The organism is Terrabacter sp. R4-6, assembly GCF_057529065.1.
Genome location: NZ_CP197224.1, coordinates 1,101,616 through 1,128,308, shown reverse-complemented (window position 1 = coordinate 1,128,308; position 26,693 = coordinate 1,101,616). Strand labels below are relative to the sequence as shown.

Annotated in this window: 21 protein-coding genes; 8 read left to right on the top strand and 13 right to left on the bottom strand. The window is 71.2% G+C overall.

From position 1 onward, the window contains the following. Positions 1–22 precede the first annotated feature (22 nt). Positions 23–2,074 carry a M3 family metallopeptidase gene (locus ACSSS0_RS05240; protein WP_487230314.1) on the top strand — a complete coding sequence of 684 codons (2,052 nt, stop codon included), beginning with the start codon at positions 23–25 and terminating at the stop codon, positions 2,072–2,074. Between the two features lie 39 nt (positions 2,075–2,113). Continuing rightward, positions 2,114–3,283, top strand: coding sequence for a low temperature requirement protein A (locus tag ACSSS0_RS05235; RefSeq protein ID WP_487230313.1), 1,170 nt, complete (start codon positions 2,114–2,116; stop codon positions 3,281–3,283). A 96-nt stretch (positions 3,284–3,379) separates the two neighbouring features. Here ACSSS0_RS05235 and ACSSS0_RS05230 read toward each other — a convergent pair whose 3' ends face one another. From ACSSS0_RS05230 to glpX, 8 genes are all read right to left on the bottom strand, one after another. After that, positions 3,380–3,895, bottom strand: coding sequence for a beta-class carbonic anhydrase (locus ACSSS0_RS05230; RefSeq protein ID WP_487230312.1), 516 nt, complete (start codon positions 3,893–3,895; stop codon positions 3,380–3,382). A 31-nt stretch (positions 3,896–3,926) separates the two neighbouring features. Next, positions 3,927–5,639 (bottom strand): fumarate hydratase, encoded by a 1,713-nt coding sequence (locus ACSSS0_RS05225; RefSeq protein WP_487230311.1) that lies wholly within the window; start codon positions 5,637–5,639, stop codon positions 3,927–3,929. Between the two features lie 147 nt (positions 5,640–5,786). Further along, a complete protein-coding gene (locus ACSSS0_RS05220) occupies positions 5,787–6,650 on the bottom strand; it encodes a carbohydrate ABC transporter permease (RefSeq protein WP_435984984.1) in 864 nt (287 codons plus the stop codon). Beyond that, on the bottom strand, positions 6,647–7,807 hold the full coding sequence (locus ACSSS0_RS05215; protein ID WP_435984985.1) for a carbohydrate ABC transporter permease: 1,161 nt from the start codon (positions 7,805–7,807) through the stop codon (positions 6,647–6,649). The genes ACSSS0_RS05220 and ACSSS0_RS05215 overlap by 4 nt, the downstream gene beginning before the upstream one ends. After that, positions 7,804–9,126: an ABC transporter substrate-binding protein gene (locus ACSSS0_RS05210; RefSeq protein ID WP_487230310.1), complete on the bottom strand. Its 1,323-nt coding sequence runs from the start codon at positions 9,124–9,126 to the stop codon at positions 7,804–7,806. Before ACSSS0_RS05210 ends, ACSSS0_RS05215 begins: the two co-directional genes overlap by 4 nt. A gap of 278 nt (positions 9,127–9,404) precedes the next feature. After that, positions 9,405–11,132: a substrate-binding and VWA domain-containing protein gene (locus ACSSS0_RS05205; RefSeq protein ID WP_487230309.1), complete on the bottom strand. Its 1,728-nt coding sequence runs from the start codon at positions 11,130–11,132 to the stop codon at positions 9,405–9,407. A 127-nt stretch (positions 11,133–11,259) separates the two neighbouring features. Next, entirely contained in the window at positions 11,260–12,207 is a 948-nt protein-coding gene (locus ACSSS0_RS05200) for a carbohydrate kinase family protein (RefSeq protein WP_487230308.1), read from the bottom strand. Between the two features lie 11 nt (positions 12,208–12,218). Continuing rightward, positions 12,219–13,211 (bottom strand): class II fructose-bisphosphatase, encoded by a 993-nt coding sequence (glpX, locus tag ACSSS0_RS05195; RefSeq protein ID WP_435984989.1) that lies wholly within the window; start codon positions 13,209–13,211, stop codon positions 12,219–12,221. Between the two features lie 97 nt (positions 13,212–13,308). Here glpX and ACSSS0_RS05190 point away from each other — a divergent pair, with 97 nt between their 5' ends. After that, on the top strand, positions 13,309–14,121 hold the full coding sequence (locus tag ACSSS0_RS05190) for a DUF4245 domain-containing protein (protein ID WP_487230307.1): 813 nt from the start codon (positions 13,309–13,311) through the stop codon (positions 14,119–14,121). 27 nt (positions 14,122–14,148) lie between these two features. Here ACSSS0_RS05190 and ACSSS0_RS05185 read toward each other — a convergent pair whose 3' ends face one another. Together ACSSS0_RS05185 and xseA are read right to left on the bottom strand one after the other, a co-directional pair. Further along, positions 14,149–14,442: an exodeoxyribonuclease VII small subunit gene (locus tag ACSSS0_RS05185; protein ID WP_435984991.1), complete on the bottom strand. Its 294-nt coding sequence runs from the start codon at positions 14,440–14,442 to the stop codon at positions 14,149–14,151. A 10-nt stretch (positions 14,443–14,452) separates the two neighbouring features. Continuing rightward, positions 14,453–15,892, bottom strand: a complete 1,440-nt coding sequence (gene xseA, locus ACSSS0_RS05180) for an exodeoxyribonuclease VII large subunit (RefSeq protein ID WP_487230306.1) — start codon at positions 15,890–15,892, stop codon at positions 14,453–14,455. A gap of 55 nt (positions 15,893–15,947) precedes the next feature. Here xseA and ACSSS0_RS05175 point away from each other — a divergent pair, with 55 nt between their 5' ends. Both ACSSS0_RS05175 and ACSSS0_RS05170 read left to right on the top strand, forming a co-directional pair. After that, positions 15,948–16,970 (top strand): phosphotransferase, encoded by a 1,023-nt coding sequence (locus ACSSS0_RS05175; RefSeq protein WP_487230305.1) that lies wholly within the window; start codon positions 15,948–15,950, stop codon positions 16,968–16,970. Continuing rightward, on the top strand, positions 16,967–18,001 hold the full coding sequence (locus ACSSS0_RS05170; protein WP_487230304.1) for a 4-hydroxy-3-methylbut-2-enyl diphosphate reductase: 1,035 nt from the start codon (positions 16,967–16,969) through the stop codon (positions 17,999–18,001). Before ACSSS0_RS05175 ends, ACSSS0_RS05170 begins: the two co-directional genes overlap by 4 nt. Positions 18,002–18,031: 30 nt before the next feature. Here ACSSS0_RS05170 and ACSSS0_RS05165 read toward each other — a convergent pair whose 3' ends face one another. Then, a complete protein-coding gene (locus ACSSS0_RS05165) occupies positions 18,032–19,738 on the bottom strand; it encodes a substrate-binding domain-containing protein (protein WP_487230303.1) in 1,707 nt (568 codons plus the stop codon). A 119-nt stretch (positions 19,739–19,857) separates the two neighbouring features. Further along, positions 19,858–21,126, bottom strand: coding sequence for a DNA recombination protein RmuC (locus tag ACSSS0_RS05160; RefSeq protein WP_487230302.1), 1,269 nt, complete (start codon positions 21,124–21,126; stop codon positions 19,858–19,860). A gap of 141 nt (positions 21,127–21,267) precedes the next feature. On the opposite strand from ACSSS0_RS05160, the gene ACSSS0_RS05155 reads away from it, so the two are divergent. The 3 genes from ACSSS0_RS05155 to ychF all read left to right on the top strand — a co-directional run bounded on the left by ACSSS0_RS05155 (position 21,268) and on the right by ychF (position 23,805). Beyond that, complete coding sequence (locus tag ACSSS0_RS05155; protein WP_487230301.1) at positions 21,268–22,116, top strand: thioesterase family protein; 849 nt, start codon at positions 21,268–21,270, stop codon at positions 22,114–22,116. Next, positions 22,113–22,652, top strand: a complete 540-nt coding sequence (locus tag ACSSS0_RS05150; RefSeq protein WP_487230300.1) for a histidine phosphatase family protein — start codon at positions 22,113–22,115, stop codon at positions 22,650–22,652. Before ACSSS0_RS05155 ends, ACSSS0_RS05150 begins: the two co-directional genes overlap by 4 nt. Before the next feature lie 67 nt (positions 22,653–22,719). Further along, positions 22,720–23,805 (top strand): redox-regulated ATPase YchF, encoded by a 1,086-nt coding sequence (ychF, locus tag ACSSS0_RS05145; protein ID WP_487230299.1) that lies wholly within the window; start codon positions 22,720–22,722, stop codon positions 23,803–23,805. 37 nt (positions 23,806–23,842) lie between these two features. Here the strand turns inward: ychF and ACSSS0_RS05140 are convergent, their stop codons facing one another. After that, the gene (locus tag ACSSS0_RS05140; RefSeq protein ID WP_487230298.1) at positions 23,843–26,500 is read right to left on the bottom strand and encodes an ATP-binding protein; all 2,658 of its coding nucleotides are present in this window, start codon (positions 26,498–26,500) and stop codon (positions 23,843–23,845) included. Between the last annotated feature and the right edge of the window lie 193 nt (positions 26,501–26,693).

Here is a 26,693-nt window from a genome sequence, read left to right as displayed (position 1 = left end):
GCTGCTGCGTAGGGTTCGGTCCATGCCCGATGAGACCCCGGCCGCCAACCCGCTGCTCGCACCGAGCCCGCTGCCCCACGGGCTGCCGCCCTTCGCCCTGATCCGCGACGAGCACTACCGCGAGGCGTTCGACCGGGGAATGGCCGAGCACCTCGCCGAGGTCGAGGCGATCGCGGCCGATCTCGCGGCCCCGACGTTCGAGAACACCCTCGTCGCGCTCGAACGCTCGGGGCAGACGCTCAGCCGCACGAGCCTCGCGTTCTTCGGGACGTCGAGCTCGCTCGCCACGGACGCCGTCCAGGCGATCGAGGAGGAGTACGCCCCGCTCCTCACCGCGCACGCCGACGCCGTCCGGCTCGACCAGCGCCTCTACGCCCGGATCCGGGCCGTCCACGACGACGAGGCGGCGATGGCCGCCCTCGACCCTGAGTCGCGACGTCTCGTCGAGCGGCACCTCACCGAGATGAGCGTCGCCGGGGCCGGGCTCGACGAGAGCGCCAAGGACCGTCTGCGCGAGCTCAACGGCCGGCTCGCGAGCCTCGGCACCCAGTTCGAGAAGCGGCTGCTCGCCGACTCCAACGACCTCGCCGTCCTGGTCGACGACGTGACGCAGCTCGACGGCCTCACGGCGGGGGAGATCTCGGCGGCCGCCGCGGCTGCTGCCGAGCACGGCCACGAGGGGGCGTGGCTCCTCACGCTCGTCCTGCCGACCGGGCATCCCCACCTCGCCTCGCTCACCGACCGCGACGTGCGCCGGCGCCTCCACGAGGCGCAGGGCTCCCGCGGCAACCGCGACAACGCCAACGACACCAAGGCCCTCGTGCTCGAGACCGTCCGGCTCCGGGCCGAGCGGGCGCGTCTCCTCGGCTACGACACGCACGCCGCCGCAGCGCTCGCCGACTCCACGGCGCGCACCCCCGAGCGCGTCATGGACCTGCTGGGGCGCCTCGCTCCCGCGGCGGCCCGCAACATCGAGGCCGAGCGGGCGCTGCTCGAGGAGGAGGCGGGACACCCGGTCGAGGCGCACGACTGGGCCTTCTGGGCCGAGAAGGTCCGAGCGTCGAGGTATGCCGTCGACCTCGCGGCGATGCGGCCCTACTTCGAGGCCGAGCGGGTCCTCCACGACGGGATCTTCCACGCCGCCGGGATGCTCTACGGCCTGACCTTCCACGAGCGCGTCGACCTCGATGGCTACCACCCCGACGTCCGCGTCTTCGAGGTGCACGACGTCGACGGGACGCCCTTCGGCCTCTACCTGCTCGACCTGCACACCCGTGACACGAAGAAGGGCGGGGCGTGGATGAACAGCCTCGTCCACGAGAACACCCTGCTCGGCCAGTCGAGCGCCGTCGTGTGCAACAACCTCAACGTGCCCAAGCCCGGGGCGGGCGAGCCGACGCTGCTCACCTACGACGAGACCCGCACGTTCTTCCACGAGTTCGGCCACGCGATCCACGGCCTGCTCGCGCGGGTCACCTACCCGCACTTCGCCGGGACCCGCGTCTTCCGCGACTTCGTCGAGTACCCGAGCCAGGTCAACGAGATGTGGATGCTCTGGCCCGAGGTCCTCAGGAGCTACGCCGTCCACCACGAGACGGGCGAGCCCCTGCCGCAGGAGCTCGTCGACCGGCTCGTCGCGGCGCAGTCGTTCGGTGAGGGCTTCGCGACGGGCGAGTACCTCGCGGCCGCCCTGCTCGACCAGGCGTGGCACGCCATCGGCGTCGAGGAGGCCGCGGCCGTCACCGACGTCGAGGCCTTCGAGGCGTCCGCGCTGGCCGCGGTCGGCCTCGCCCACCCCCTCGTGCCGCCGCGCTACCGGTCGACGTACTTCGCGCACACCTTCTCGTACGCCTACGACGCGCAGTACTACGCCTACATCTGGAGCGAGGTGCTCGACGCCGACACCGTGGCGTGGTTCCGCGAGAACGGCGGTTTGACCCGCGCCAACGGCGACCGCTACCGCCGCCACGTCGTCGGGATCGGTGGCGCTGCCGACCCGCTCGAGTCCTACCGCGAGTTCCGGGGCGCCGACGCCGACATCCGGCACCTGCTCGATCGGCGCGGGCTCGGCTGACGGGGAGACCGGCAGACGCGCTGCTGGCAGACTCGGCCCGTGAGCCACGTCAACGTCGTGCCCCTGTCACGGCGCATGCAGCCCCGTGACCCCCACGAGCCGCATCGCGTCGCGACCCCGCTCGAGCTGCTCTTCGACCTCGTCTTCGTCGTCGCGATCGCGAGCGCCGCCGCGCAGTGGCACCACGGCCTCGCCGAGGGGCACCTCGGTGACCTCGTCAACTTCGTCATGGTCTTCTTCGCCATCTGGTGGGCGTGGATGAACTACACGTGGTTCGCCTCCTCGTACGACTGCGACGACGTGACGTACCGCCTGCTGACCTTCACGATCATGGCGGGCTCGCTCATGCTCGCCGCCGGCATCCCCGAGCTCTTCGGCAGCGGGCAGTCAGGGCTCGTCGTCGGCGGCTACGCCGTGATGCGCTTCGCCATGGTGGCCATGTGGCTGAGGGCGGCGGCCGGGCACCCGGAGGGGCGGCGCACCGCGCTGACGTATGCGGTGGGCATCGCGGTCGTGCAGCTGCTGTGGATCGCCAGGCTCCTTCTCCAGGAGCGCACGGCGCTGCTCGTGTCGTTCTTCGCCCTCGTCGTCCTCGAGCTGCTCGTGCCCATCGTGGCCGAGCGGCACGGCATCACGCCGTTCCACCCGCACCACATCGCCGAGCGCTACGCGCTGCTGACGATCATCGTGCTCGGCGAGGTCATCCTCGCCTCGGTGCAGGCGGTCCAGGGGGCGCTGGGGCAGGGCGCGGAGGTCGGGCTGCTCGCCATCGTCGTCGGCGGCCTGCTCATCGTCTTCGCGATGTGGTGGCTCTACTTCAAGCGCGAGCACGCCGGGCTCTTCGAGGGCGGCATCCGGAGCACGTTCGTCACCGGCTACGGCCACTACCTCGTCTTCGTGTCGGTGGCGGCGACGGGGGCGGCGCTCGCGGCCGCCGTCGACCTCGTCCAGGGCGAGGCGCGCACGACGGACCGGGTCGTCGGGCTCGCGCTCGCCGGTGCGGTGGCCGTCTACGTGTGGTGCCTGACGGCCATGCACGCGATGGCGGGGGCGCCGGTCGTCGAGACCCGGGTGGGCGTCGTCGTCGGGCTCGTCCTGCTGGCCGTCGCAGCCGTGGCCCCACCCGTCGGCGTGACGGTGCTGACCACGGGGCTCGTGCTGGCCGCCGCCGTCGCTCATCACGTGTGGACCACCCGCGCCGTCGTGTGACCGACCCGACAGGCCCACCCGGCGTTGTCGTCGAGCGGGCCAGTCGGGTCCGGCGGTCCGTCGGTCCGTCGGTCCGTCGGTCCGGCGGTCGGGCGGTCAGTCGACGGGCTGGAGCAGCCCGGAGTCGACGTCGTAGATGAAGCCGCCGACGAGCGTCCCGTCGGCGATGAGCGGGTGGCTACGGACCCGCGCGACGTCGGCGCGCAGCGTGCGCACCTGGTCCTCGACGACGCCGAAGCTCATCCACGACGCGTCCTTGCCGGCGCTCGCACCGACCCTCTCGCGCAGCTCGTCCTCGGAGTTCGAGGCGACGGCGCACCGCGTGTGCGGCACGACGAGGACTCGCTCGACATTGAGCAGGTGGGTGCCGAGGACGAGCGCCTCGAGGGCCGCATCGGTGACGCGTCCGCCGGGGTTGCGGAAGATCTTCGCGTCGCCGGGGGCGAGCCCGAGCATGCGCAGCGGGTCGATGCGCGAGTCCATGCACGTCACGACGGCCACACCTCGGTGGGCCACACCGTCGAAGCCGCTCAGGGCGAAGTCCTCTGCCCACGTGCGGTTGGCGGCAAGGAGGTCGTCGAATCCCGCTGTCGTAGAGGCGTTCTCGCTCATGTCTGTCCTTTCGCTCACTGGAGTATGTCGGTCACTGGAGTCCGGGTCGCTTGGAGATGGTGAAGGCCATCGGCTTGCTCACCTCGGCGAAGAAGTCGTTGCCCTTGTCGTCGACGACGATGAAGGCCGGGAAGTCCTCGACGTCGATCTTCCAGACCGCCTCCATGCCGAGCTCTTCGTACTCGAGCACCTCGACGTGCTTGATGCAGTCCTGGGCCAGCCGGGCCGCGGGGCCGCCGATCGACCCGAGGTAGAAGCCGCCGTGCGCGTCGCACGCGTCGGTGACCTGCTTGCTGCGGTTGCCCTTGGCGAGCATGACCTTCGACCCGCCGGCGGCCTGGAACTGGTCGACGTAGGAGTCCATGCGCCCGGCGGTCGTCGGGCCGAACGATCCGGACGGCATACCTTCGGGCGTCTTGGCCGGACCGGCGTAGTAGACGGGGTGGTCCTTGAGGTACTGCGGCATCTCCTCGCCCGCGTCGAGCCGCTCCTTGATCTTGGCGTGCGCGATGTCGCGCGCCACGACGAGCGGGCCGGTGAGCGAGAGCCGTGTCTTGACCGGGTGCCTGGAGAGCTCGGCGAGGATGTCGTCCATCGGCTGCGTCAGGTCGACCTTGACGACGACGTTCCTGCTGATGGAGCTGACGCCCACGGCGTCGTCCTCGTGCTCGCCGAGGTCGACGGCGCCGGCGTCGGGCAGGAAGCGCGCCGGGTCGGTCTCGAGCTGCTCGATGAAGACCCCGTCAGCGGTGATCTTGCCGAGCACCTGCCGGTCGGCCGAGCACGAGACGGCGATGGCGACCGGGAGGCTCGCGCCGTGGCGGGGGAGGCGCACCACGCGCACGTCGTGGCAGAAGTACTTGCCACCGAACTGGGCGCCGATACCGAACTGGCGGGTCAGCTCGAGCACCTTCTCCTCGAGCTCGGTGTCGCGGAACCCGTGGGCCGTCATCGATCCCGACGTGGGCAGGGTGTCGAGGTACTTCGCCGACGCGTACTTCGCTGTCTTCAGGGCGAACTCGGCGCTCGTGCCACCGATGACGATGGCGAGGTGGTAGGGCGGACAGGCGGCCGTGCCGAGCGAGCGGAGCTTCTCGTCGAGGAAGCGCATCATGGCCTCCTCGTTGAGGATGGCCTTCGTCTCCTGGTAGAGGTAGCTCTTGTTGGCCGAGCCGCCGCCCTTGGCCATGAAGAGGAACTTGTACTGCGCCTCGTGGCCCGGGAGCGTGTCGGCGTAGAGCTCGACCTGGGCCGGCAGGTTGGAGCCGGTGTTCTTCTCCTCCCACGTCGTGATGGGCGCCATCTGCGAGTAGCGCAGGTTGAGGCGGGTGTAGGCGTCGTAGACGCCCTCGCTGATCGCCTGCTCGTCGGTGCCCGGCGTCAGCACGTGCTGGCCGCGCTTGCCCATGACGATCGCCGTGCCGGTGTCCTGGCACATCGGCAGCACGCCGCCGGCCGCGATGTTGGCGTTCTTGAGCAGGTCGAGCGCGACGAACTTGTCGTTGTTGCTCGCCTCGTCGTCATCGAGGATGTTGCGCAGCTGCTGGAGGTGCGCCGGCCGCAGGTAGTGCGCGATGTCGTGCATCGCCGTCTCGGTGAGCAGCCGCAGCGCCTCCGGGTCGACCTCGAGGAAGGTGCGCCCCCCCGGCCCGTCGACGGCGCGCACGCCCTCGGTCGTCAGCAGCCGGTAGGGCGTCTCGTCGGCGCCGATCGGCAGCAGGTCCTCGTAGGCGAAGTCGGCCACGAAACGCTCCTTGCGATCACAGGTGGGCTCGAGCTGTTCGGGCGTATGCCGCCGAGCCCCACGGCATACGACAGTCCCCTCCCAGCCTAGTGACGGCCGGGAGGGGACTGGCGAGCAGGTCGGAGCGGCGGTGCGAAGGCGGGTGCCTCAGCCCTTGACCGCACCGGACGTCATGCCGCGGACCATGAACCGCTGCAGGGTGAAGAACACGATCATCGGGACGACGATCGAGATGAAGGCGCCCGCCGTCAGGAGCTCCTGGCCCTGTCCCTGCGTGCCGAGCAGCTGCTGGAGCTTGACGATGACGGTCGTGTTCTCGCTCTTGAGGAAGAGCTTGGCGATGAGCAGGTCGTTCCACACCCAGAGGAACTGGAGCGTGGCGAACGCGGCGATGGCCGGGATGGACATCGGCGCGACGAGCCTCCAGAAGGTCTGGAAGTGGCTGCAGCCGTCGATCTTGGCCGACTCGACGACGCTGCGCGGCAGGGTGCTCATGTAGTTGCGCAGCGTGTAGATGCACAGCGGCATGCCGAAGCCCGTGTGCAGCAGCCACACCGAGATGTACTCCCCGCTGATGCCGAGCCCGCGCGGCCCGAGCAGGTTGAGCATCGGCTGGAAGGCCACCTGGATGGGGACCACCATGACCGCGATGATGAGCAGGAAGAAGAACTCCTTGAACCGGAAGTCCATGAAGGTGAAGGCGTAGGCGGCGAAGGCCGCGAACATGATCGGGATCACCGTCGCCGGGATGGCGACGACGATGCTGTTGATGAAGCCCGAGCTGAGGTCGGCCCCGGTCCACGCCCCGGAGTAGTTGCTCGTCGTCCAGTCGGCGCCGAACGGGTTGAAGAGCGCCGTCCACCATCCCGAGCTGGCGGCGTCGTCGCGGGTCCGGAAGGAGGTGACGAGCAGGCCGATGGTCGGGACCGTCCACAGCAGCGCGAGGATCCCCATCGTGACCATCGAGAACGGGCTGCGGGGGCGCCCGTCCTTCATGAGTGAGCGGCTCATCGGTTGGCCTCCTCGTCGCGGAAGTGCTTGATCTGGTACCAGATGAGCGGCGTCACCGCGAGGAGCAGGACGACGACGATGGCCGTCGCCTGTCCGGCCTCGCTCGCTGCGAACAGCTTGTTGAAGAAGAGGTTCGCGATGACGTTGGTCCCGTAGGCGCCGTTGGTCGTGACGTAGACGATGTCGAAGACCTTGAGCACCGTGATGAAGACCGTGACGAAGACGGTGATGATCGTGCCGCGGATCTGCGGGATGACGACCCGCCAGAAGATCTGCAGCTCGCCCGCGCCGTCGATGCGCGCCGCCTCGATCGTGTCCTCCGGGACACCCTTGATGGCCGAGGAGAGCAGCACCATGGCGAAACCGACCTGCAGCCAGATGAGGATCACCATGAGCAGGATCGAGTTGAGCTTGGCGGTCGAGATCGCGAGCCACGTCTGCGGCTCGCCTCCGAGACCGGTCCAGATCGCGTTGAGCAGTCCGGTCTGTGCCTGGCCCGGGTTGTTGTAGGCGTAGACGAGGCCCCAGATCGCCGAGGCGCCGACGAAGGAGATCGCCATCGGCAGGAAGACGAGGCTCTTGGCGGTCTTCTCACCGGTCGCGGAGAGCTTGTCGGCGAGGACCGCGACGATGACGCCGAAGGAGACGACGATCGCCGGCACGATGAGCAGCCACAGGACGTTGTTGCCGATCGAGCTCCAGAACTCCGGGTCGGCGAAGATCGTCTTGTAGTTCTGCAGCCCGACGTAGGCCGTGCTGTCGGCGTTGGCGAACGAGTAGTTGATCGTCTGGAACGTCGGGTAGATGAGCATGAGCGCGACGAGGAGCAGCCCGGGCAGCAGGAAGGCGTAGGGGATCGCGCCCTCGGAGAGCCGCCGCGGCAGCGCCTCGACGAACATGTTGAGGAAGTAGAAGAGCAGAGCGGCGCCGCCGACCCCGCCGATGATGGCGAGCACGCCGATGATGAACTTGTTGTTCCCGAACCACTGCGGGTAGTAGGCGAAGGCGAGGAAGAGGTTCGCCAGGAACCAGACGATCGCGATCATCCCCACGAGGCCGATCCCGAGCTTGACCGGGTTGGTCCGAAGGTGTGCGTCGGGGTCGTCCCCGGTGCGCATCCGCTGTCGCGGCGCTGCCGCGCTGGTGTCGGCGGTCATGACTTGGGCCAAGCCGCTTCGATGTTGTCAGCCGTCTGCTTCGACGACTGACCGTTCTCCCACTTGACCATTTCCTTCCAGAAGACGTCCGAGCCGATGGACTTGGGCATGAGGTCCGAGCCGTCGAAGCGCAGCACGCTCGCCTTGTTGGCGATGTCGGCGATCTTCCTCGTCGTCTCGTTGGGGTAGTTGCTCACGTCGAAGGTCTTGTGCGGCGAGAGCCAGCCGCCGGCCTTGGCCCACGGTCCGCCGAACTGGTCGGACGTGAGGAACTGCATGACCTTCTGGGCGTCCGGGTCGTTGCCGTTGAAGAGCGACGCGAGGTCGCCGCCGCCGAGGATCGCCTGGCCGTCGTAGCCGCCCTCGAACTTGGGGAAGACGTAGATGCCGACCTGGTTGTCGAGGTCTGCCTGGACGTTCTTCGGGTAGAACGTCGTGGCGAAGTTGCCCTGGCGGTGGAGCATGCACTTCGGCGGGTTGGCGAAGGCCGGGGTCATCGCGTCGCCGAAGGCGGTGTTGAGCACGCCCTTCGTGCCACCGAGGACCATCTTCGGGTCCTTGTTGAACTTCGCCGCCTCGTCGAGGGCCTTGACGACCTTCGGGTCGTTGAAGGGCATGCGGTGGGAGGTCCAGTCGTCGTAGACGGTGGGTCCGTACATGCGGAGCATGAGCTCCTCGACCCAGTCGGTGCCGACCCAGCCGGTGGCCTGGTCGGACTCCCAGCCGATGCACCAGGGCGTGATGCCGGTGGCGGCGATCTTGTCGGCGACGTCCGTCTGCAGCGCCTGGATGCTGTCGGGCGCCTTGTTGTAGCCGCCCTTGTCGTAGGCGGCCTTCGGGTACCAGACGATGCTCTTGACGGCGTTGCGCATCGGGGCGCCGTAGACGCGGCCCTTGTAGCGGCCGGCGTCGAGGAAGCCGGGAAGCAGCGTGCCCTGGATCTTGTCGTAGTCGAGGTAGGTGTCGATCGGCTGGACCTTGCCCTGGGCGGCCATCTCGAGCATGCCGCCCGGCTGGGGGAAGAGGCCGATGTCGGGCGAGTCGCCCGAGCTGACCTTCTGCTTGATCGTCGTCGTGAAGTCCTGGTCGGAGGTGTACTTGACGTCGATGCCGCTCGTCTTCTCGAACTCGGCGAGCGAGGCGTTGAAGTTCTTCTCCTCGTCACCACCGAACGCGCCGAGGATCGTGACGACCTTGTCACCGTCGGCCGATCCGCCGTCGGCGAACCCACCACCGGTGCCGCCTGCACCCCCGCCACCACCGGAGGCGTTGGGGTTCTGCAGGCAGCCGGTCAGCACGAGTGCGGCGGCTGCGACCACCCCGCCAGCCCTCAGTGCACGTCTTGGGATACCGCTCATGGTCGCTCCTCGTCGTTGAGTTGTGCGTCGATCCCCACCGATCAACGTGACCATCGTCACGTGGACTACCTCATTCCTACCGCGTCGTAGCAGGTGGGTCTAGTGCGAGTGATCACCCCGTGACCTACCCCGGATCGGGCCGGACGAGACGCCCGCGAACGACAGCGACCCCCGGATGACCGGGGGTCGCTGCTGTTTCTGGTGTGAAAGGAGGGACGAACGCGTCCGGCTCGTCGGGGTCAGACGCAGCGGCCGTTCTTGCACTCGTGGTCGAAGAGCGCCCGTGCGAGGACGGTCGTCATGTCGGCCGGGGACGGCGCGGCGTAGAAGTCGGAGTAGGTCATCTTCGAGATCTGCGACAGCGCCTTGGGGTCGACGTCGGGCCCGATGCCGATGGTCGTGATGGCGATCGGCTTGGTCGGGTCGCTCGCGGCGCGCAGGTTGGCCTTGAGCTGCTCGAGCGAGATGCCCTTGGGGTCCTCGTTGCGACCGTCCGTGAGGATGACGACGGCGTTGACCCGGTTGGGGTCGTACTGCTTCTTGACCTTCTGGTAGGCCGCCCAGATGGTGTCGTAGAGGCCGGTGCCGCCGCCGACGTTCTTGGCGAGGTTGGTCGCGGCCGTGGCGACGACGGCCCGGTGGGAGTCGTCGTCGAGGCGCCCGATGGGTGCGAGCTCGCGCCAGTCCTGGCCCTTGCCTCCCTTGTCGATCGAGAAGACCCAGAGCCCGAGCTTCGTCGTCTTGGGCAGGGCGGCGAGGGCGATGCCCGCTGCCTCCTGGGTGATGGCGACGCGCGTCGTGTCGCCGACCTTCTCGTTCATCGAGCCGGAGACGTCGAAGACGGACAGGATCGAGAAGTCGGTCGTCGCCGACTGCCACACGTTGGTGGCCGCGGTGACCGTCTCGGCGTCGGGGCTCGGTCCGATCTTGACCTCGCCCACGCTGCCCTGCGGCGTCGGCATCGTGACGGGGACGGCCGTCGAGCGGATGCCGTACTGCGCGAAGATCTTGGCCGCCTTGGGCGTCATGAGGTAGGCGCGGAGCAGCTCGACCGCCTGGTCGCGGACCGGGTCGGTCGCGACGTTGACGAGGGAGAACTCGAAGGCCGGGGTGCCCTCGCTCGGCGTCACCGACACCATCTTGTGGTCGGGGTAGAGGCGGTTGTGGTCGATGAGGTCTGCCTCGGACACCGGGAAGGCGGCCGCGGTCGTGGGGTCGGCGTTGTAGGCGCTGAAGAGGTCGTCGACCGAGGGAGCCGCACCCTTGGCGAGCTTGGGGATGACGACGCGTCCCTGCTCGTTGGACAGCTCCGGCAGGGCCGAGGCCAGCGTCAGCATGCCGGCCGTGGTCGAGCGGGGGTCGCTCATCCGGATCGGGCTGTCGGACGCGACGAGCTCGAGCCACTTCGGCTGGTCCCCGAGCTTGTCGGCCTGCGCGGGGTCCATCGCGATGACGAGCGGGCTCTTGGCGAAGGCGCCCGCCGGCTTGGCGTTGAGCTTGGCGGCCTCGTTGACGCGCTCGACCCAGCGCGGGGAGTCGGAGATCCAGGCGTCGGGCCGGTCCGGCTGACCCTGACCCAGACCGATCATGGCCTCGATCGGCGCCTTGCCCTTGACGACGTAGTCGACGCACGGGGAGTCGGGGTCGGCCTGATACTCCTTGGCGAGCGCGAGGACGGCCGGCTGCGCCGCCTCGGACGCCCAAACGCTGACCGGGGTGCGGTCGGGGCACGACTTGCCCGGGGTCGCCGTGAGGGCGGCGACGGGCGCCACCTCGCGGCCCTTCCACCAGACGAAGCCGCCGACTCCGGCTCCGGCGAGCAGCACGACGCCGAGCACGGCCGCGATGACGCGGTTGCGCCGCGCCGCGGCGATCCGGGCCTCGAGAGCCTTACGGTTGGCGCGGCTCTCGATGAGACTCTGCTCGTACGGGCCGACGGGGCGTTGTGGAGGGGTGGGGTTGGACACGAGGTTTCCTCACATGAGGACGCCCCGGCACCGGGGCGTCAGGGTGAACCACCGGCCAAAACTACCCGGCGAGTCGCGCAGAATGGTGCCCGACTGCTTGCCTTCTTGTCGAATGCCCGATTTGTCCTCAGGCCAGGTCGTTTCGCGTCGGGGCATGGGCTCCGGCGCGCTCCACCGTGAGCGCTCCGGTGCGCAGCGCGCGCTCCACGGCGGGCACGACGTCGCCGAGGGAGGCCGCCTGCAGACGGGTCCTCGCGGACGGGCCGCCGAGCAGCCCGGCGTCGAGCAGGCCCGAGACGAGGCCGGCCATGAACGAGTCGCCGGCGCCGACGGTGTCGACGACGGTGACGGTGGGCGCCGGGAGCGTCTCCTGCTCGCCGGTGCGGGTGACGCGGACGACCGCGCCCTCACCCCCGCGGGTGACGACGACGAGGGCGGGTCCGAGCTCGCCCCAGGCCCGGACGACGTCGTCGATGGTCTCGCCGGGGCACAGCCACTCGATGTCCTCGTCGCTGACCTTGACGACGTCGGAGAGGGCGATCCCGCTCTCGATGGTGCGCCGGGCCTGCTCGGGGTGTCCCATGAGCGACGGCCGCGCGTTGGGGTCGTAGGACACGGTGGCGCCGAGCTCGCGGGCCGCGGCGAGGATCTCGCGCACCTGCCCGCCGCCGGGCTCGAGGACGGCCGCGATGCTGCCCGTGTGGACGTGGCCGTATGCCGTGAGGCCGGGCACCGAGGCCACCTGCCACTCGAGGTCGAAGACGTAGCTCGCGGCACCGGTCGCGTCGAGCGTCGCGTGCGCGACGGACGTGAAGGGTGCGCCCTGCGAGCCGGCCGTCAGCGCGACGCCGCGCTCACGGCATACGTCCTCGATGCGGCGTCCCCGCTCGTCCGTCGCGATCCACGTCGCGAGATCGACCGGGTGGTCGAGCGCAGCCAGCCCGAAGGCGACGTTGGCGGGGCTGCCGCCCACGTGCTCGGCGGTGGCGCCGTCGGGCGTCGTGACCGCGTCGACAAGGGCCTCGCCCACGACGAGGGTGCGGACCGGCGTCTCCTGCTGCCTGGAGTCGGACATCGTGGCGTTCCTCACTCCTCGATCATCTCGGTGCTGCCGAACCAGCCCGGACGGTCGAAGCGGTGCTCGCTGTCGATGGTGCGGATGGTGCCGCTGCGCGAGCGCATGACGAGGGAGTTGGTGCGCGCCGACTTCGCGCCGTAGCGCACGCCCCGGAGCAGCTCGCCGTCGGTGATGCCGGTCGCGACGAAGAAGCACTCGCCGACGACGAGGTCGTCGGTGGACAGGACGCGGTCGAGGTCGTGCCCGGCGTCGAGGGCCTTCTGACGCTCGTCGTCGTCCTTGGGCCAGAGCCGGCCCTGGATGACGCCACCGGTGCACTTGATGGCACAGGCGGCGATGATGCCCTCGGGCGTGCCGCCGATGCCGAGGAGCAGGTCGACGCCGGTGCCCGGACGGGCGGCCATGACGGCGCCGGCGACGTCGCCGTCGACGATGTAGCGGATGCGGGCGCCCGTGTCGCGGATCTGCTCGGCGAGGTGTTCGTGGCGCGGCCGGTCGAGCATGACGACCGTGACGTCGGCGGGAGTCTCCTTCTTGGCCTTGGCGATGCGCCGGATGTTCTCGGCGACGGGGAGGCGGATGTCGACGACGTCGGCCGCCTCGGGGCCGGTGGCGAGCTTGTCCATGTAGAACACGGCCGAGGGGTCGTACATCGCGCCCCGGTTGGCGACGGCCATGACGGCGACGGCGTTGTTCATGCCCTTGGCCGTCAGGGTCGTGCCGTCGATCGGGTCGACGGCCACATCGACCTCGGGGCCGGTGCCGTCACCGACCTGCTCGCCGTTGAAGAGCATGGGGGCGTTGTCCTTCTCGCCCTCGCCGATGACGACGACGCCACGCATGCTGACGGTCGAGATCATGGCCCGCATCGCCTCGACGGCAGCACCGTCGGCCTTGTTCTTCTCGCCGCGGCCGACCCATCGGCCTCCGGCCATGGCCGCTGCCTCGGTCACCCGGACCAGCTCGAGAGCGAGGTTGCGGTCCGGCTGGCTGTGCTTCATCAAAGGTCCTCCGTCGGCGCAGAACGAGTCGGCGCCAGCCTATCGGTGGCCACACCCGCGTTTGGACCGCGTCCGGGAGTCGGGGACCATGGGGGGCATGAGCACCCCGTCGACGCCGTCGACACCCTCGGCAGAGACCACCCCCACCCCGGCGACCGACTCGCCGGAGTCCCCGGTGTCCCCGATGTCCCCGATGTCCTCGGAGTCGACGGAGTCCACCCAGTCCACGCAGGCCACGCAGGCCGCGCACGCCACGCACGCCACGCCTGGCGTCGAGGCCACGGACGCTGCCGACGCCACGGGGTCCACCGCGCCGGCCGCTCCGCCGAGCCGCTACTCGCTCGGCACCTTCCCCAACATGTTCCGCTCGATGTTCGTCATCGGGCTGTTCGTGCTCGCGCTCGTCGCGATCGTCCCCCGCATCACCCAGGTGCAGCGCCCGGCCATCGACGCGGCGGGCAAGGCGAGCCAGGTCGCGGCTCAGACGTCCTGGCCGGTCCAGCTGCCCCAGGGTCTCGGTGAGGGCTGGGTCCCGACCGTGGCGACCTTTGCGCCGGGCACCGAGAAGGTCCGGACCTTCACGACGGTCTGGACGACCCCGAGCGGAGCCGACATCGCCCTCAAGCAGGCCGTCGGCGCGACGCAGGGCTGGGTCGCCCGCTCGGTCAACGACGGGGATCCCGCCGGCACCGTGACGGTCTCGGGTCGCCCCTTCGAGAAGTTCGTCGCCGCCGACGCGGGCCAGGTCGCCTACGTCGCTCGCGGCGACGGCGCGCAGGGGCTGACCCTCGTGGCGAGCGGCACGGCGCCCGAGGACGAGCTCAAGGCGTTCGTCGCGGCCCTGGCGCCCGTGGCGCCCGCGGCGGGCGACACGCCGGCCCCCTCGACCCCGTCGAGCACGACCGGCTGACCGGACCCGTCGGTCAGGACCCGCCGGTCAGGACTCGTCGTCCTCGTCGAAGATCTCGTCGTCGGCGTGGAGCTCGCCCGCCGGAGCCGAGGCGGCCGGCGGACGGGTCGCACGCTCGATCTCGGCCTGGGCGCCGTCGAGCCACGTCGCGCAGTGCGCTGCAAGGGCCTCGCCACGACGCCAGAGGTGCATCGAGTCCTCGAGCGGGGCCTGCCCGGCCTCGAGCTTGGCGACGATCGCGATGAGCTCCTCGCGGGCGTCCTCGTAGCGCATCCCGGCGATGTCGGGGAACGAGCCGTCGGTCGTCGTCACGTCAGCCATGGGCGTCACCCTACGACGTCGCGCCGTCGTCGCCGCCCGCCGGCTCCGGCGGTGTCCCGGGCCGCTTGCTCGCGCGGGCCGGGCGCGGCGACGCCGCCTTCGGGGGAGGGTCGCTCGGCGTCGTGAGGGTGGCGGTCCTGCGCGTCGCGCTCCTCGGCGCCGCGGTCGTCTTCGGCGTCTTCGGCGTCTTCGGTGTCTTCGGTGGCGCGTCCTCGGCGCCGGCCGTCACCGGGCGCACCCCGAAGTCGCCGCGGGCGACCCGGACCCGCAGCAGCTCGCCGACACCGACGTCGTCCTGGTCCATGACGATCCGGCCGTCGCGGTGCTGCACGACGGCATACCCCCGCTCGAGGGTCGACTGGGGAGAGAGGGCCACGACCTGGCGGCGCAGGTGCTCGGCCTGGTCGACGGCGCGGTGCAGCCGGGCCTCGATCCGCGTCGTCGCCCGCGTCCGCAGCGCCGCGACCTCCTGGCGTCGCACCCGCACCAGTGCGACCGGGTCGGCCATGACGGGACGGGACACGAGCGAGCGCAGCCCCGACCGCTCCGCCTCGACCCGACGCACGAGCGCCCGGCGGACGCGGTCGCGGGCCGCGTCGACGAGGGCGCGCTCGTGCGCGGCGTCGGGAACGACCTTCTTGCCGGCGTCGGTCGGTGTCGAGGCCCGCCAGTCGGCGACGAGGTCGAGCAGCGGGGTGTCGACGTCGTGCCCGATGGCGCTGATGACGGGGGTGCGGGCCTGGGCGACCGCGCGGACCATCGCCTCGTTGGAGAAGGGGAGCAGCTCCTCGAGCGCACCACCACCGCGGGCGATGACGATGACGTCGACGGCAGGCATCGCGTCGAGCTCGCGCAGCGCCTCGACGACCTCGGTGACGGCCGACGCGCCCTGCACGGCGACCTCGCGGATCTCGAAGACGACGGCGGGCCATCGTCGGCGGGCGTTCTCGACGACGTCCTTCTCGGCTGCCGAGCTGCGTCCCGTGATGAGCCCGACGCGGTGCGGCAGGAAGGGGATCGGTCGCTTGCGCGCGGGGTCGAAGACGCCCTCGGCGGCGAGCGTGCGCTTGAGGATCTCGACGCGAGCGAGGAGGTCGCCGATGCCGACGGGACGGATCTGGCGCGCCTCGAGCTGGAGGGTGCCGCGCTTGGTCCAGAAGGTCGGCTTGGCCTGGAGCACCACCCGGGCGCCCTGCGCGAGGGGGATCGGCATGGCGTTGACGGCGTTCATCGGCACGGAGACCGACAGGGACATGTCGACGTCGGGGTCACGCAGGGTGAGGAACGCCGTGCCGCCCCGCGGGTTGAACTGGACGACCTGGCCCTCGACCCAGAGCTGGCTCATGCGGTCGACGTAGTCACTGATCTTGAGGCTGAGCACCCGCACCGGCCACGGCTGCTCGGCCGTCGTGTCGGCGGCCTTGTCGGGCAGCGGGCTCGTCATGCTCACCCGCGTCACCCTAAAGGTGTTGCAGGGCCCGTGGCGTGCACCTAGCGTCGGCGCGGTGACTCCCGAGGCCGCCCGGACCGCACGCTGGGTGGCCGATCGATTCGCGCTCGGCCGGGTCCTGTCGATGGAGTGGGTGGCGCGCGGCGCCATGGGTGAGGTCCACCGGCTCGTCACCGACGCGGGGGCGTATGCCGTCAAGCGGGCCTTCTGGCGGGAGGACCCCGACGACGTGGTCGAGACCAGGGCCCGCTCCGAGGTGGACTTCGTCGAGCGGTGCCTGTCTGCGGGGATCACCGCCCCGAGGCCCGTGCCCACCCCGGACGGCAGGGTGGTCGCGCGCGACGCAGCGGGCACGGGGTGGCGCGTCCACGGCTTCGCGCCGGGGATCGTGCCCGACCGTGCGGACCTCGCCGCCGAGCAGTGGGTCCTCGAGCAGGGCGCCCTCATCCACCGTCTCGCGCTCGAGCCCGCCCCCGGTGACACGGTGCACGACTTCTACACGGTGTCGACGACGGACTGGGCCGAGCTGGCCCGGCAGGCCCGGGCCGACGGGACGGACTGGGCGCCGAGGCTGCAGGCCCGTGCCGGCGAGCTCGCGGACCTCGGTGGGTGGGCGAGCTCCGTTCCTCTCGGCGAGACGGTGCTCTGTCACCGGGACCTCAAGGCCGACAACACGCTGCGGCAGCCCGACGGGACGCGGTGGCTCCTCGACTGGGACGACGTCGGGGCGCACGACCCTGCCCGGGAGGTCGGCACGGTGCTCCTGCACCACGTCGCCGACCCCGCGGCACTCGTGACGGTCGCCGCGGCCTACGGCGCGGCCGGCGGCGTGCGTCTTCCCGACGGCCCGGAGCTCTTCGCGAGAGGCGTGGCGGTGTGGCTCAACTTCCTCGCCGCGCAGACGGGTGTGCTGCTCGACCCGGACAGCGATCCGAGCCACCGGGAGTTCGCGGTGCAGCCCGTGCTGGGGCTCCTCGAGATCATGCCGACGTTCGAGGTCCTGGAGCGATGCGGCCGCGTCGCGGCGCAGGCGGCGAATCGGGAACGGCGGGTGCGCCCCCGTACGATGGGGCCATGAGTGAGCCAGCCGACCAGACGTCCGCCAAGAAGGTCCTCCTCGCGGCGCCACGTGGCTACTGCGCCGGGGTCGACCGGGCGGTCGTGACCGTCGAGAAGGCCCTCGAGCTCTACGGTCCGCCGGTCTACGTCCGCAAGCAGATCGTGCACAACAAGCACGTCGTCACCACGCTGGAGAAGCGCGGCGCGATCTTCGTCGACGAGACCGACGAGGTGCCCGAGGGCGCGACCGTCATCTTCTCCGCGCACGGTGTGGCCCCCGTCGTCCACGAGGAGGCCAGGGTCCGCAGCCTCAAGACGATCGACGCGACGTGCCCGCTCGTGACCAAGGTGCACCGCGAGGCGGTGCGCTTCGCCGACGACGACTTCGACATCCTCCTCATCGGCCACGAGGGCCACGAGGAGGTCGTGGGCACGGCGGGTGAGGCCCCCGAGCACATCACCCTCGTCGACGGCCCCGACGACGTCGACAACGTCACCGTGCGCGACCCGGAGAAGGTCGTCTGGCTCTCCCAGACCACCCTCTCGGTCGACGAGACCATGGAGACGGTCGCCCGCCTCAAGGAGAAGTTCCCGGCGCTGCAGAGCCCGCCCTCCGACGACATCTGCTACGCCACCCAGAACCGCCAGCTCGCCGTCAAGCAGATGGCCAAGGACACCGACCTCATGATCGTCGTCGGGTCGCGCAACTCGTCCAACTCGGTGCGCCTCGTCGAGGTCGCGATCGAGCACGGCGCCCGCGACGGGCACCTCGTCGACTTCGCCGACGAGATCGACGAGGGCTGGCTCGACGGGGTCACGACGGTCGGCGTCACGTCGGGTGCCAGCGTGCCCGAGGTGCTCGTGCGTGACGTGCTCACCTGGCTCGCCGAGCGGGGCTACGGCGAGGTCGAGGCGGTCATCGCCGCGGAGGAGTCGCTCCTCTTCTCATTGCCCAACGAGCTGCGCCGCGACCTCAAGGCCGCCAAGGGCGAGGACGCCGGCACGGTGCGCCACGACGCCGCCTTCGAGGACTCCGGCTCGCTCCACTGACGGGGACGCGCCCGGGACCGCTCGGCGGGGTCAGCCGCCGAGTGCGCGGGTCAGCGCCGGCTGGAGGTCCTCGACCGTCTCGGTCGGGACGTACTGGCCGCCCGTGATCGCCACGACCTGGCGCATCGCGGCCTCGTCCACACGTCCACCGATGCCGAGCACGACGACGCGGACCGGTCGCTTCGGGTCCTTGGCGCCCGCGAGACGGTTCTTGAGCAGCTCGAGGGTCAGGCCGTAGTCGTCCTCGTTCGGGCCGTCGGCGACGACGACGAGGGTGTTGGCGTAGCCGGGCCGCCACGCCGAGCGGGCGCGGTCGTAGGTCGCGGCGATCGTGTCGTAGAGCCCGCTCCCACCACCGACGTAGGTGTCGAGGCGTGCGACGGCGTCGTCCAGCGCCCCGAGGCTCTTGCTCACCCCGAGCCCGCCGTAGTCGGTGAGCTGCCGGTAGTCGTCGGCGCGGCTGCCGACGTGGAGCGAGTAGATCCACAGGGAGGCGATCGTCGTGGGGGAGACGGCGGCCACGGCGCGCGCCGTCGACTTCTGGACGATGGCGAGCCGGGTCCCGTTGTCGGTGCGCTCGAGCATGGAGCCGGAGACGTCGACGGCGAGCAGGGCCTGGGTCTTCCTCGCCGCGGCGTTCCAGAGCCCCGCGGCCTTCGTCAGGGCGGCGCCCTCCGCCTCCCCGGCCACGCGGATCTCGCCGTAGAGGGGAGACGGGTCCTTCGGGTCTCCGTCGGGTGTACGGAAGCCGCTGTCCTGCAGGAGCTTTCGGGTGTCCGCGGAGGTGAGGTAGCGCTCCAGGTCGCTGACGAGACCCGCCTTGGCCGTGTCCTTCGTCAGGGACACGAGGGAGTACTCCAGGGCCGGCGCCCCCTCGGTCGGGGCGACGGCGGCGAGCGTCTCGTCGGGGTGCGCGGCGTTCCACGCGACGAGCTGGGCCTGGGAGACGACGGCCCCGACGCTGCGGTCGGCCGTCGCGATGCCGGCGAGGGACACCCCGCCCGTGGCCGTGGGCGCGGACGTCGCCGCCAGCGTGCGCAGCCTGGCGTCGGGGAGCGACGACGACGCGACGCCGAGGGCGATCCGGGCGATCGCCGACCGGTTGGGGTCGGGGATGCGCATGGGGACGGCGCCACCGAGCAGGTCGGCCCAGCCCAGGCGGCTGCCGAGGCCGGATGCGGTCTCGTCCTTCATCGCGACGAGCACCGCGCTCGAGGCGAAGGGCTCGCTGGGGGTGACCGTGGAGCGCGAGACGGCGTTCGCGCGCCCGACCCAGACGGAGGAGTCGGTGATCCAGGCGTCCGGGCGCCCGGCGCCACCCAGGGAGCCGGCGACGGAGAAGGGCTCCTCCGCGTCGATCGTGTAGGCCGCGCACGGGCCGTCGGAGCGCGCGGCGAGCGACTCCGCGGCCGCGGCGACGGCGGGTGCGACGGCCGGGGCGACGGACACCCGGATCTTGACGGGGTCCGCGCACGACGTCGGTTGCGCCGCGGTGGTGGGCAGGGCCGTGGGGACCTCACGGAGACCGACGTAGCGGTAGGCGCCGACGCCGACTCCGGCGACGACCACGAGGGTCGCGACGGTCGCGAGGACGCGGGTGCGACGGCGTCGGCGGGCATGCTGACGCGCGGCCGCCTCGACACGCTCGCGCGACTCGCGCAGGCTCTGCTCGTACGGACCGATGCGCCGGCTCGGCGCGCTGGAGTGCTCCGGACCCGGGCCCCCCGCCCCGGTCACGATCTACCCAATCCCACGCGCGTATTGTCCGTGGCGCCATTGCAGGTGTCCACTTCCCGGACAAATCGGACAGGAGGCTCCGCGACGGCCCGGGGCTAGGGAGGCCCGGGCTGGTCGGCTCAGGCCGACTGCTCGTGCGGGTCGCCGTCGGACCCGCGACCGGCATCGCTCCCGGCGGCGTCGGCGGCACCCAGGTCACCCGAGCCGGATGGGCCGGTGCGGCCGACGGCACGTCCGAGGAACGCGTCGTCCCGGGCCGTGCGCCCGAGGTCGTCGGTCAGCTCCGCGGCGCTGAGCGAGCGCGGCGCGACCTCGAGCGGCTCGAGGGTGGGCGGCGCCTCGGTGGTCAGGTGCAGCTCGTGCATCCGTCGTGCGGTGACGAGCACGCGCGACTCGAGGGTCCCGACGAACTTGTTGTACTGCTCGACCGAGCGCGACAGCGACTGGCCCATCGTCGTCACGTGCCCGCCGAGGGTCGTCAGGCGCGCGTAGAGGTCCTGGCCGATGACGAGCAGCTCGCGGGCGTTCTGCTCGAGGGCGTCCTGATGCCAGATCGCCCCGATGGTGCGCAGCACGGCGAAGAGCGTGCCGGGTGAGGCGAGGACGACCTTGCGCGACAGGGCGTGCTCGTAGAGGCCGGGGTCGTCGGAGAGGGCGGTCGCGAGGATCGCCTCTCCCGGGACGAAACAGATGACGACCTCGGGCGAGCGGGTGAAGGCCGTCCAGTACGCCTTGGCGGCCAGGCCCTCGACGTGGCGCCGGAGCGACGTCGCGTGTGCGGCGAGCAGCTCGCCGCGCTCGACCTCGGACACCGTGTCGCCGTGCGCCTGGAGGAAGTGGGCCATCGGCGCCTTCGCGTCGACGACGACGTGACGGGAGCCGGGGAGGTTGATGACGGCGTCGGGGCGCACCGTGGCGCCGTGCCTGCTGACGCGCGTCACCTGCTCGTCGAAGTCGCAGCGGGCGATGAGGCCCGCGAGCTCGAGCACGCGCCTCAGCTGAACCTCGCCCCACGCACCGCGCACGGTCGAGGCGTTGAGGGCGCTCGCGAGCGTCGCCGTCTCGGAGCGCAGCGACTCGGTCGAGCGGCTCACCTCCGTCAGGCGCTCGCCGAGCTGACCGAACTGGAGCGACCGGTCGCGCTCGAGCGCCCCCACCTGGCGCTCGACCCGGCCGATGGTGTCGCGCAGCGGGGCGAGCAGGCTGGCGGTCGTGTCGTCGACGTCGCGGGCGGCCTCGAGGTCGGTCACGCGCTCGCGGAGCACGTCGCGCTCGGCCTCGGCGCCCGCCGACCGGGCCAGCAGCGCGGAGCGGGCCGAGAGCCAGGCGAGCAGGCCACCGACGAGCGCCCCGATGACGAGCCCGACGAGCAGAGCGGTGAGGTCCATGCGAGCACCGTCCCAGAAGGCGCCGACACCGTGGGGACGCCACACCCGGCCACGCAGCGGACGGTGCCGGTCCGCGGGACGTGGCGGACGGCATACGCCCGTGGTGGGCGGTGCGTCGGGGACGTCTGTTACACCTTGTTCGTGAGCGAGTACGACGACGCGACCCGGCTCGAGACCGGCGACGACCCCACCCAGCGGCACGGCACCTTCCACGAGGAGTGGATGATCGGCAACGCCGTCAACGGCGGCCTCGTCATGACGACCGCCCTCCGGGCCCTCGGCGGGCACCTCGCCGCCGACCCGACCGAGACGACCGAGCACGTCGACCCCGTCGTGCTGTCGGCGTACTTCATGACCGCCTCGCAGCCCGGCCCGTTCACCGTGACGACCGAGGTCATGCGCTGCGGCCGGAAGCTCTCGACGGGCCAGATGACGATCCACCAGACCGGCGACGACGGCCGCCCCGTCGAGCGGATGCGGGCCATCGGCTCGTTCGGCAACCTCACCGAGCTCGACGTGCAGCGCCAGGCGAGCCCGCCCGACATGCCGCCGCCCGAGCAGTGCGTGTCGGCCGAGCAGGCGCCGCCCGACTTCCTCGCCAACGCGAAGTTCCTCGAGCGGCTCGACCTGCGCCTCGACCCGAGCACGGCCGGATGGGCGCTCGGCAAGCCCTCGATGCGCGGCGTCATGCGGGGCTGGCTGCGGCTGCGCGACGGCCGCGAGCCCGACACGACGATGCTCATGATGGCGCTCGACGCCCTGCCTCCGGTCGCCTTCGACCTCGGGCTCTTCGGCTGGACGCCGACGCTCGAGTTCACCGGCCACGTGCGCCGGCGCCCCGAGCCCGGCTGGCTGCAGGTGACACTCGGCAGCGACACCCTCGGGGGCGGGATGATGGAGGAGGACGCCAAGATCTGGGACTCCGCCGGCAACCTCGTGGCCCAGTCGCGCCAGCTCTGCGGGGTCCGGCTGCCCCGGGCGGACGCGTGAGCGTCGAGCTCGTCTACGAGACGCACTCGATCACCGAGGACAACGAGGCCGGCATCGCGACCGGCTGGCTGCCGGGTCGCCTCTCGGAGGAGGGGCGCCGCCTCGCCGTCGAGCTCGGGCAGCGCCGCCCCGCGAGCGGCTTCGACGCCGTGTGGTCCTCCGACCTCGCCCGCGCCGTCGAGACCGTCGAGCTGGCGTATGCCGGTGGCGGCGTCCCGCTGCACGTCGACGCCCGCCTGCGCGAGTGCGACTACGGCGCGCTCAACGGGTGCCCCGTGTCCGAGCTCCGACGCGTGCGCCTCGACCACGTCGACGTGCCCTTCCCCGGTGGCGGGCAGAGCTACCGCGAGGTCGTCGACGCGACGGCCGGGGTGCTGCGGGAGCTGCGGCGCGACCACGACGGTGAGCGCGTGCTCCTCGTCGCCCACTCGGCCAACCGGTGGGCCCTTCAGCACCTGCTCGACGGCACGCCGCTGGAGCACCTGGTCACCGCGCCGTTCGACTGGCAGCCCGGCTGGGAGTGGACGCTGACGTGAGCGGGGGAGGGCGGCATACGCCCTCGTGGTCGGCGGGGCCCGCGATCGCCACTAAACTCTTGTCCTCGTGGCACTCACCATCGGAATCGTCGGTCTCCCCAACGTCGGCAAGTCGACGCTCTTCAACGCGCTGACGAAGAACAACGTGCTCGCCGCGAACTACCCGTTCGCGACGATCGAGCCCAACGTCGGCGTCGTCCCGCTGCCCGACTCGCGCCTCGGCGCGCTCGCCGAGATCTTCGGGTCGGAGAAGATCCTCCCGGCCACGGTGAGCTTCGTCGACATCGCCGGCATCGTCCGCGGCGCCTCCGAGGGCGAGGGGCTCGGCAACAAGTTCCTCGCCAACATCCGAGAGGCCGACGCGATCTGCCAGGTCGTCCGTGCCTTCGAGGACGGCGACGTCGTGCACGTCGACGGCAAGGTGAGCCCCGCGGGCGACATCGAGACGATCCACACCGAGCTGATCCTCGCCGACCTCCAGACCCTCGAGAAGGCCGTGCCCCGGCTCGAGAAGGAGGCCCGGGTCAACAAGGACAAGAAGGCCGCCGTCGACCTCGCGCTCGCCGCGCAGAAGGTCCTCGAGGAAGGCCACACGCTGTATGCCGCCGGGCCGGCTGCCGGGGTCGACCTCGCCCAGGCGAAGCAGCTCGGGCTGCTGACGACCAAGCCCTTCATCTACGTCTTCAACCTCGACGAGGACCAGCTCGCGGACACCGAGCTGCAGGAGTCGCTGCGCGAGCTCGCCGCCCCGGCCGACGCGGTCTTCCTCAACGCCAAGCTCGAGATGGACCTCATGGAGATGGAGCCCGACGAGGCGCTCGAGCTGCTCCAGAGCTTCGGGGCCGAGGAGTCCGGCATGGACCAGCTCGCCCGCACCGGCTTCCACACGCTCGGCCTGCAGACGTACCTCACGGCCGGCCCCAAGGAGTCGCGTGCGTGGACGATCGGCAAGGGCTGGACCGCCCCGATGGCCGCCGGCGTCATCCACACCGACTTCCAGCGCGGCTTCATCAAGGCCGAGGTCGTCTCGTTCGACGACCTCGTCGCGGCCGGGACCATGAACGCCGCCAAGGCCGCCGGCAAGGTGCGCATCGAGGGCAAGGACTACGTCATGGCCGACGGCGACGTCGTGGAGTTCCGCTTCAACGTGTGAACCTCCGCCACGCTCAGGGGCGCGAACCCCGAGGCCGTCACACCCGTGGGTCGGCAACATCTCCGTCGCCGAGCGCGAGCAGCAGGTCCTCCACGGAGGTGCACCGTCCGGTCCGGATCTCGGCCGCCCAGTCCTCGGCGGAGATGAGCCGCTCCACCGCGGCCCAGGCCTCGGCCCGCTCCTCCTCCTGGTAGGGGTTCGGCAGCGACAAGCGCTCCCTCATGGCCTCCTCCGCGCCGATCAGGCGCGCCGCGCCCACCGGGTCGCCGAGTCTGATGAGGATGTTCATGTAGGTGTTGGCGAATGCCATCGTGAGGTTCGGGCTGCGCAGCCGCACGATCCGGTCGATCAGCGACCGGGCGCGTCGGCTGGCCTCCTCGGCGCGCCCGCTCGCCGCCAGCAGGTTCGCGAGGTTCTGGCCCTGGACCGCTGCCTCGTGCACGTCGCCGGCAGCCGTGACGATCTCGAGCGCCTCGTGGGTCAGCTCCTCGGCGCGCGCGTAGTGGCCCAGCTCCTCCTCGACCCCGGCGAGGTTGCCCAGGGCGCGAGTGAGCCTGAGCTGGTTGCCGATCCGCCGGTGCAGCGACAGGGACTCCTCGAACGTCCGACGTGCAGAGTCGATGTCTCCCTGGTGCAGCTGCGCCGTCCCGAGGACACCCATCGCGAAGGCCTCCCGCTCCTCGTCGCCGACCGCGCGCGCCACGCTCAGGCTCTGCGTGGCGAGCTCGGCGCTGCGATCCGCCTCGCCCCGCGCGATCAGGAGGTTGGCGTAGGTCCCCAGGCACTCGGCGAGGTCCCCCGACGGCGCGCTCCCTCCGCGCTCGAGGGCCAGCTCGAGCCAACGGCATCCCTCGATGACGTATCCGCCTGTGTACCAGAGCCACCCGAGCGACGTGGACAACCGGAGCGCTGTCGAGGTCGTGGTGAGATCCAGACCCTCGATAGCCCCGCCATGACGCAGCCCCCAGGTCAGAGCCTCACGGAAGTTGTCGAGCTCGGCCTCCGCCTGCTCGAGGGCAAGGAGATGATCGGCGTCGCGCCTCACCTTGAGCCGTTCGGCGAGCCTCAGGTAGTGGTCGGCGTGCGCCGAGCGTGCCTCGTCGAGCTGACCCGTGCCGCGCAGCTCCGCCAGCGCGAAGGAGCGGATCGTCTCCAGCAGGGTGATGCGGGGCTCGCCGTCGGGCGCCTCGGCCACGAGCGCGAGGCTGGCGTCGACGAGGTCGGCGACGAGGTCCAGGGGCTCGCTGGTCCGGTCGCCCGACGCGGCGGGGAGCGCGACCGCCGTCACCGCCTCGAGGTCCGCCCCACCCGCGAACACCCCCAGCCTGCAGAAGAACGCCTGATGACCCTCGGGGAGCAGGTCGTAGGACCAGGCGATGGTCTCGCGCAGTGTCCGATGCCTCAGCGGTCCCTGCCTGCTCATCGACGGCAGGTCGAGCGTGGTGTCGAGCCGGCGCAGGAGCGCCTGCGGACCGAGCAGCCGGGTCCGCGCAGCGGACAGCTCGATGGCCAGCGGCAGTCCGTCCAGTCGCCGGCAGATGGCAACCACTGCGTCGACGTTCTCCGACGTCAGCCGGAAGTCCGGGCGCACGCTGCGGGCGTGCTGCACGAACAGCTGCACCGCCGGGGACGCCTCGGCGGTCGTCGCTGTCGACCCGGTCGGCAGGTCCAGGGGCGGGACGGGGTAGAGGTGCTCACCGGGTACGGCCAGCGGTCGACGCGAGGTCGTCAGGACCACCGCCTCGGGCGCTGCCGACAGCAGGCGGGAGACGACCTCGTCGGCGTCGGTGAGCTGCTCGAGGTTGTCCAGGACGAAGAGGGCCGCCCGGTGTGCCACGTGCTCGAACAGGCGTGGCGGCAGACGGCTGCTCCGCGGCACCTCGAGCACGTCGCCGAGCGTCGTCCACGTGACCTCGGGGGTGGCGGCCGACGCCAGAGGCACGAAGAAGATGCCGTCGGGGAAGGCTGCCACGAGTCTGGTCGCCACCTCGATGGCGAGTCGCGTCTTGCCCGACCCTCCGGGTCCGCTGAGCGTGACCAGTCGGACCTCGGGCGACCGCACCATGTCGACCAGCTCGGCGACCGCCTGCTCTCGTCCGACCAGCTGGGTCGTCGGCACCGGCAGCCGGGACGCAGCGCCGAGGGTCCTGAGCGCCGGGAAGTCGTTCTGCAGGCCGTCGACCGTGAGCTGAAACAGTCGCTCCGGCTCCGGGATGTCCTTGAGGCGGTAGCTGCCGAGGTCCTTCAGTCCGACGCCGTCGGGCAGGGCGTCACGCGCCAGCTCGGCCGAGGCCGACGACAGGACAGCCTGCCCTCCGTGGGCGGAGGAGGCGATGCGGGCCGCGCGGTGCACGTCCATCCCGACGTAGTCGTCATGGTGCACCTGTGGTGACCCCGTGTGGATGCCCATGCGGACGCGCACGCGCTCGTCCCCCGGCCACGCATGGGTCTCCAGCCCGCGTTGGGCCTCGACGGCAGCCTGCACCGCGCCCCCGGCCGTCGGGAACACCACGAAGAAGCTGTCCCCCTCGGTGCCCATCTCGGTCCCACCGTGTGCCGCCCACGCGGAGCGCAGCACGTCGCGGTGGCCGTCCAGTGCGTCCGTGTACCGGCTCCCCAGACGGCTCAGCATCAGGGTCGACCCCTCGATGTCGGAGAAGAGCATCGACACCGTCCCGGACGGCAGCTCGCGCACGGGGCCTCCTTCCCACCCTGCCGTTCCGAGCGTGATGCTGGGAACGGCGGCTCGTCAAGGCGTGTGCGTCGCTCCGCACGTGGGTCGGGGCCGACGACACGGCGTCCGGGCTCGACCTCTCGAGCCCGGAAACAGCAGATCCCCGGCCAGATGGCCGGGGATCTGTGCGGGACCTGAGGTCACCGAAGGCTGT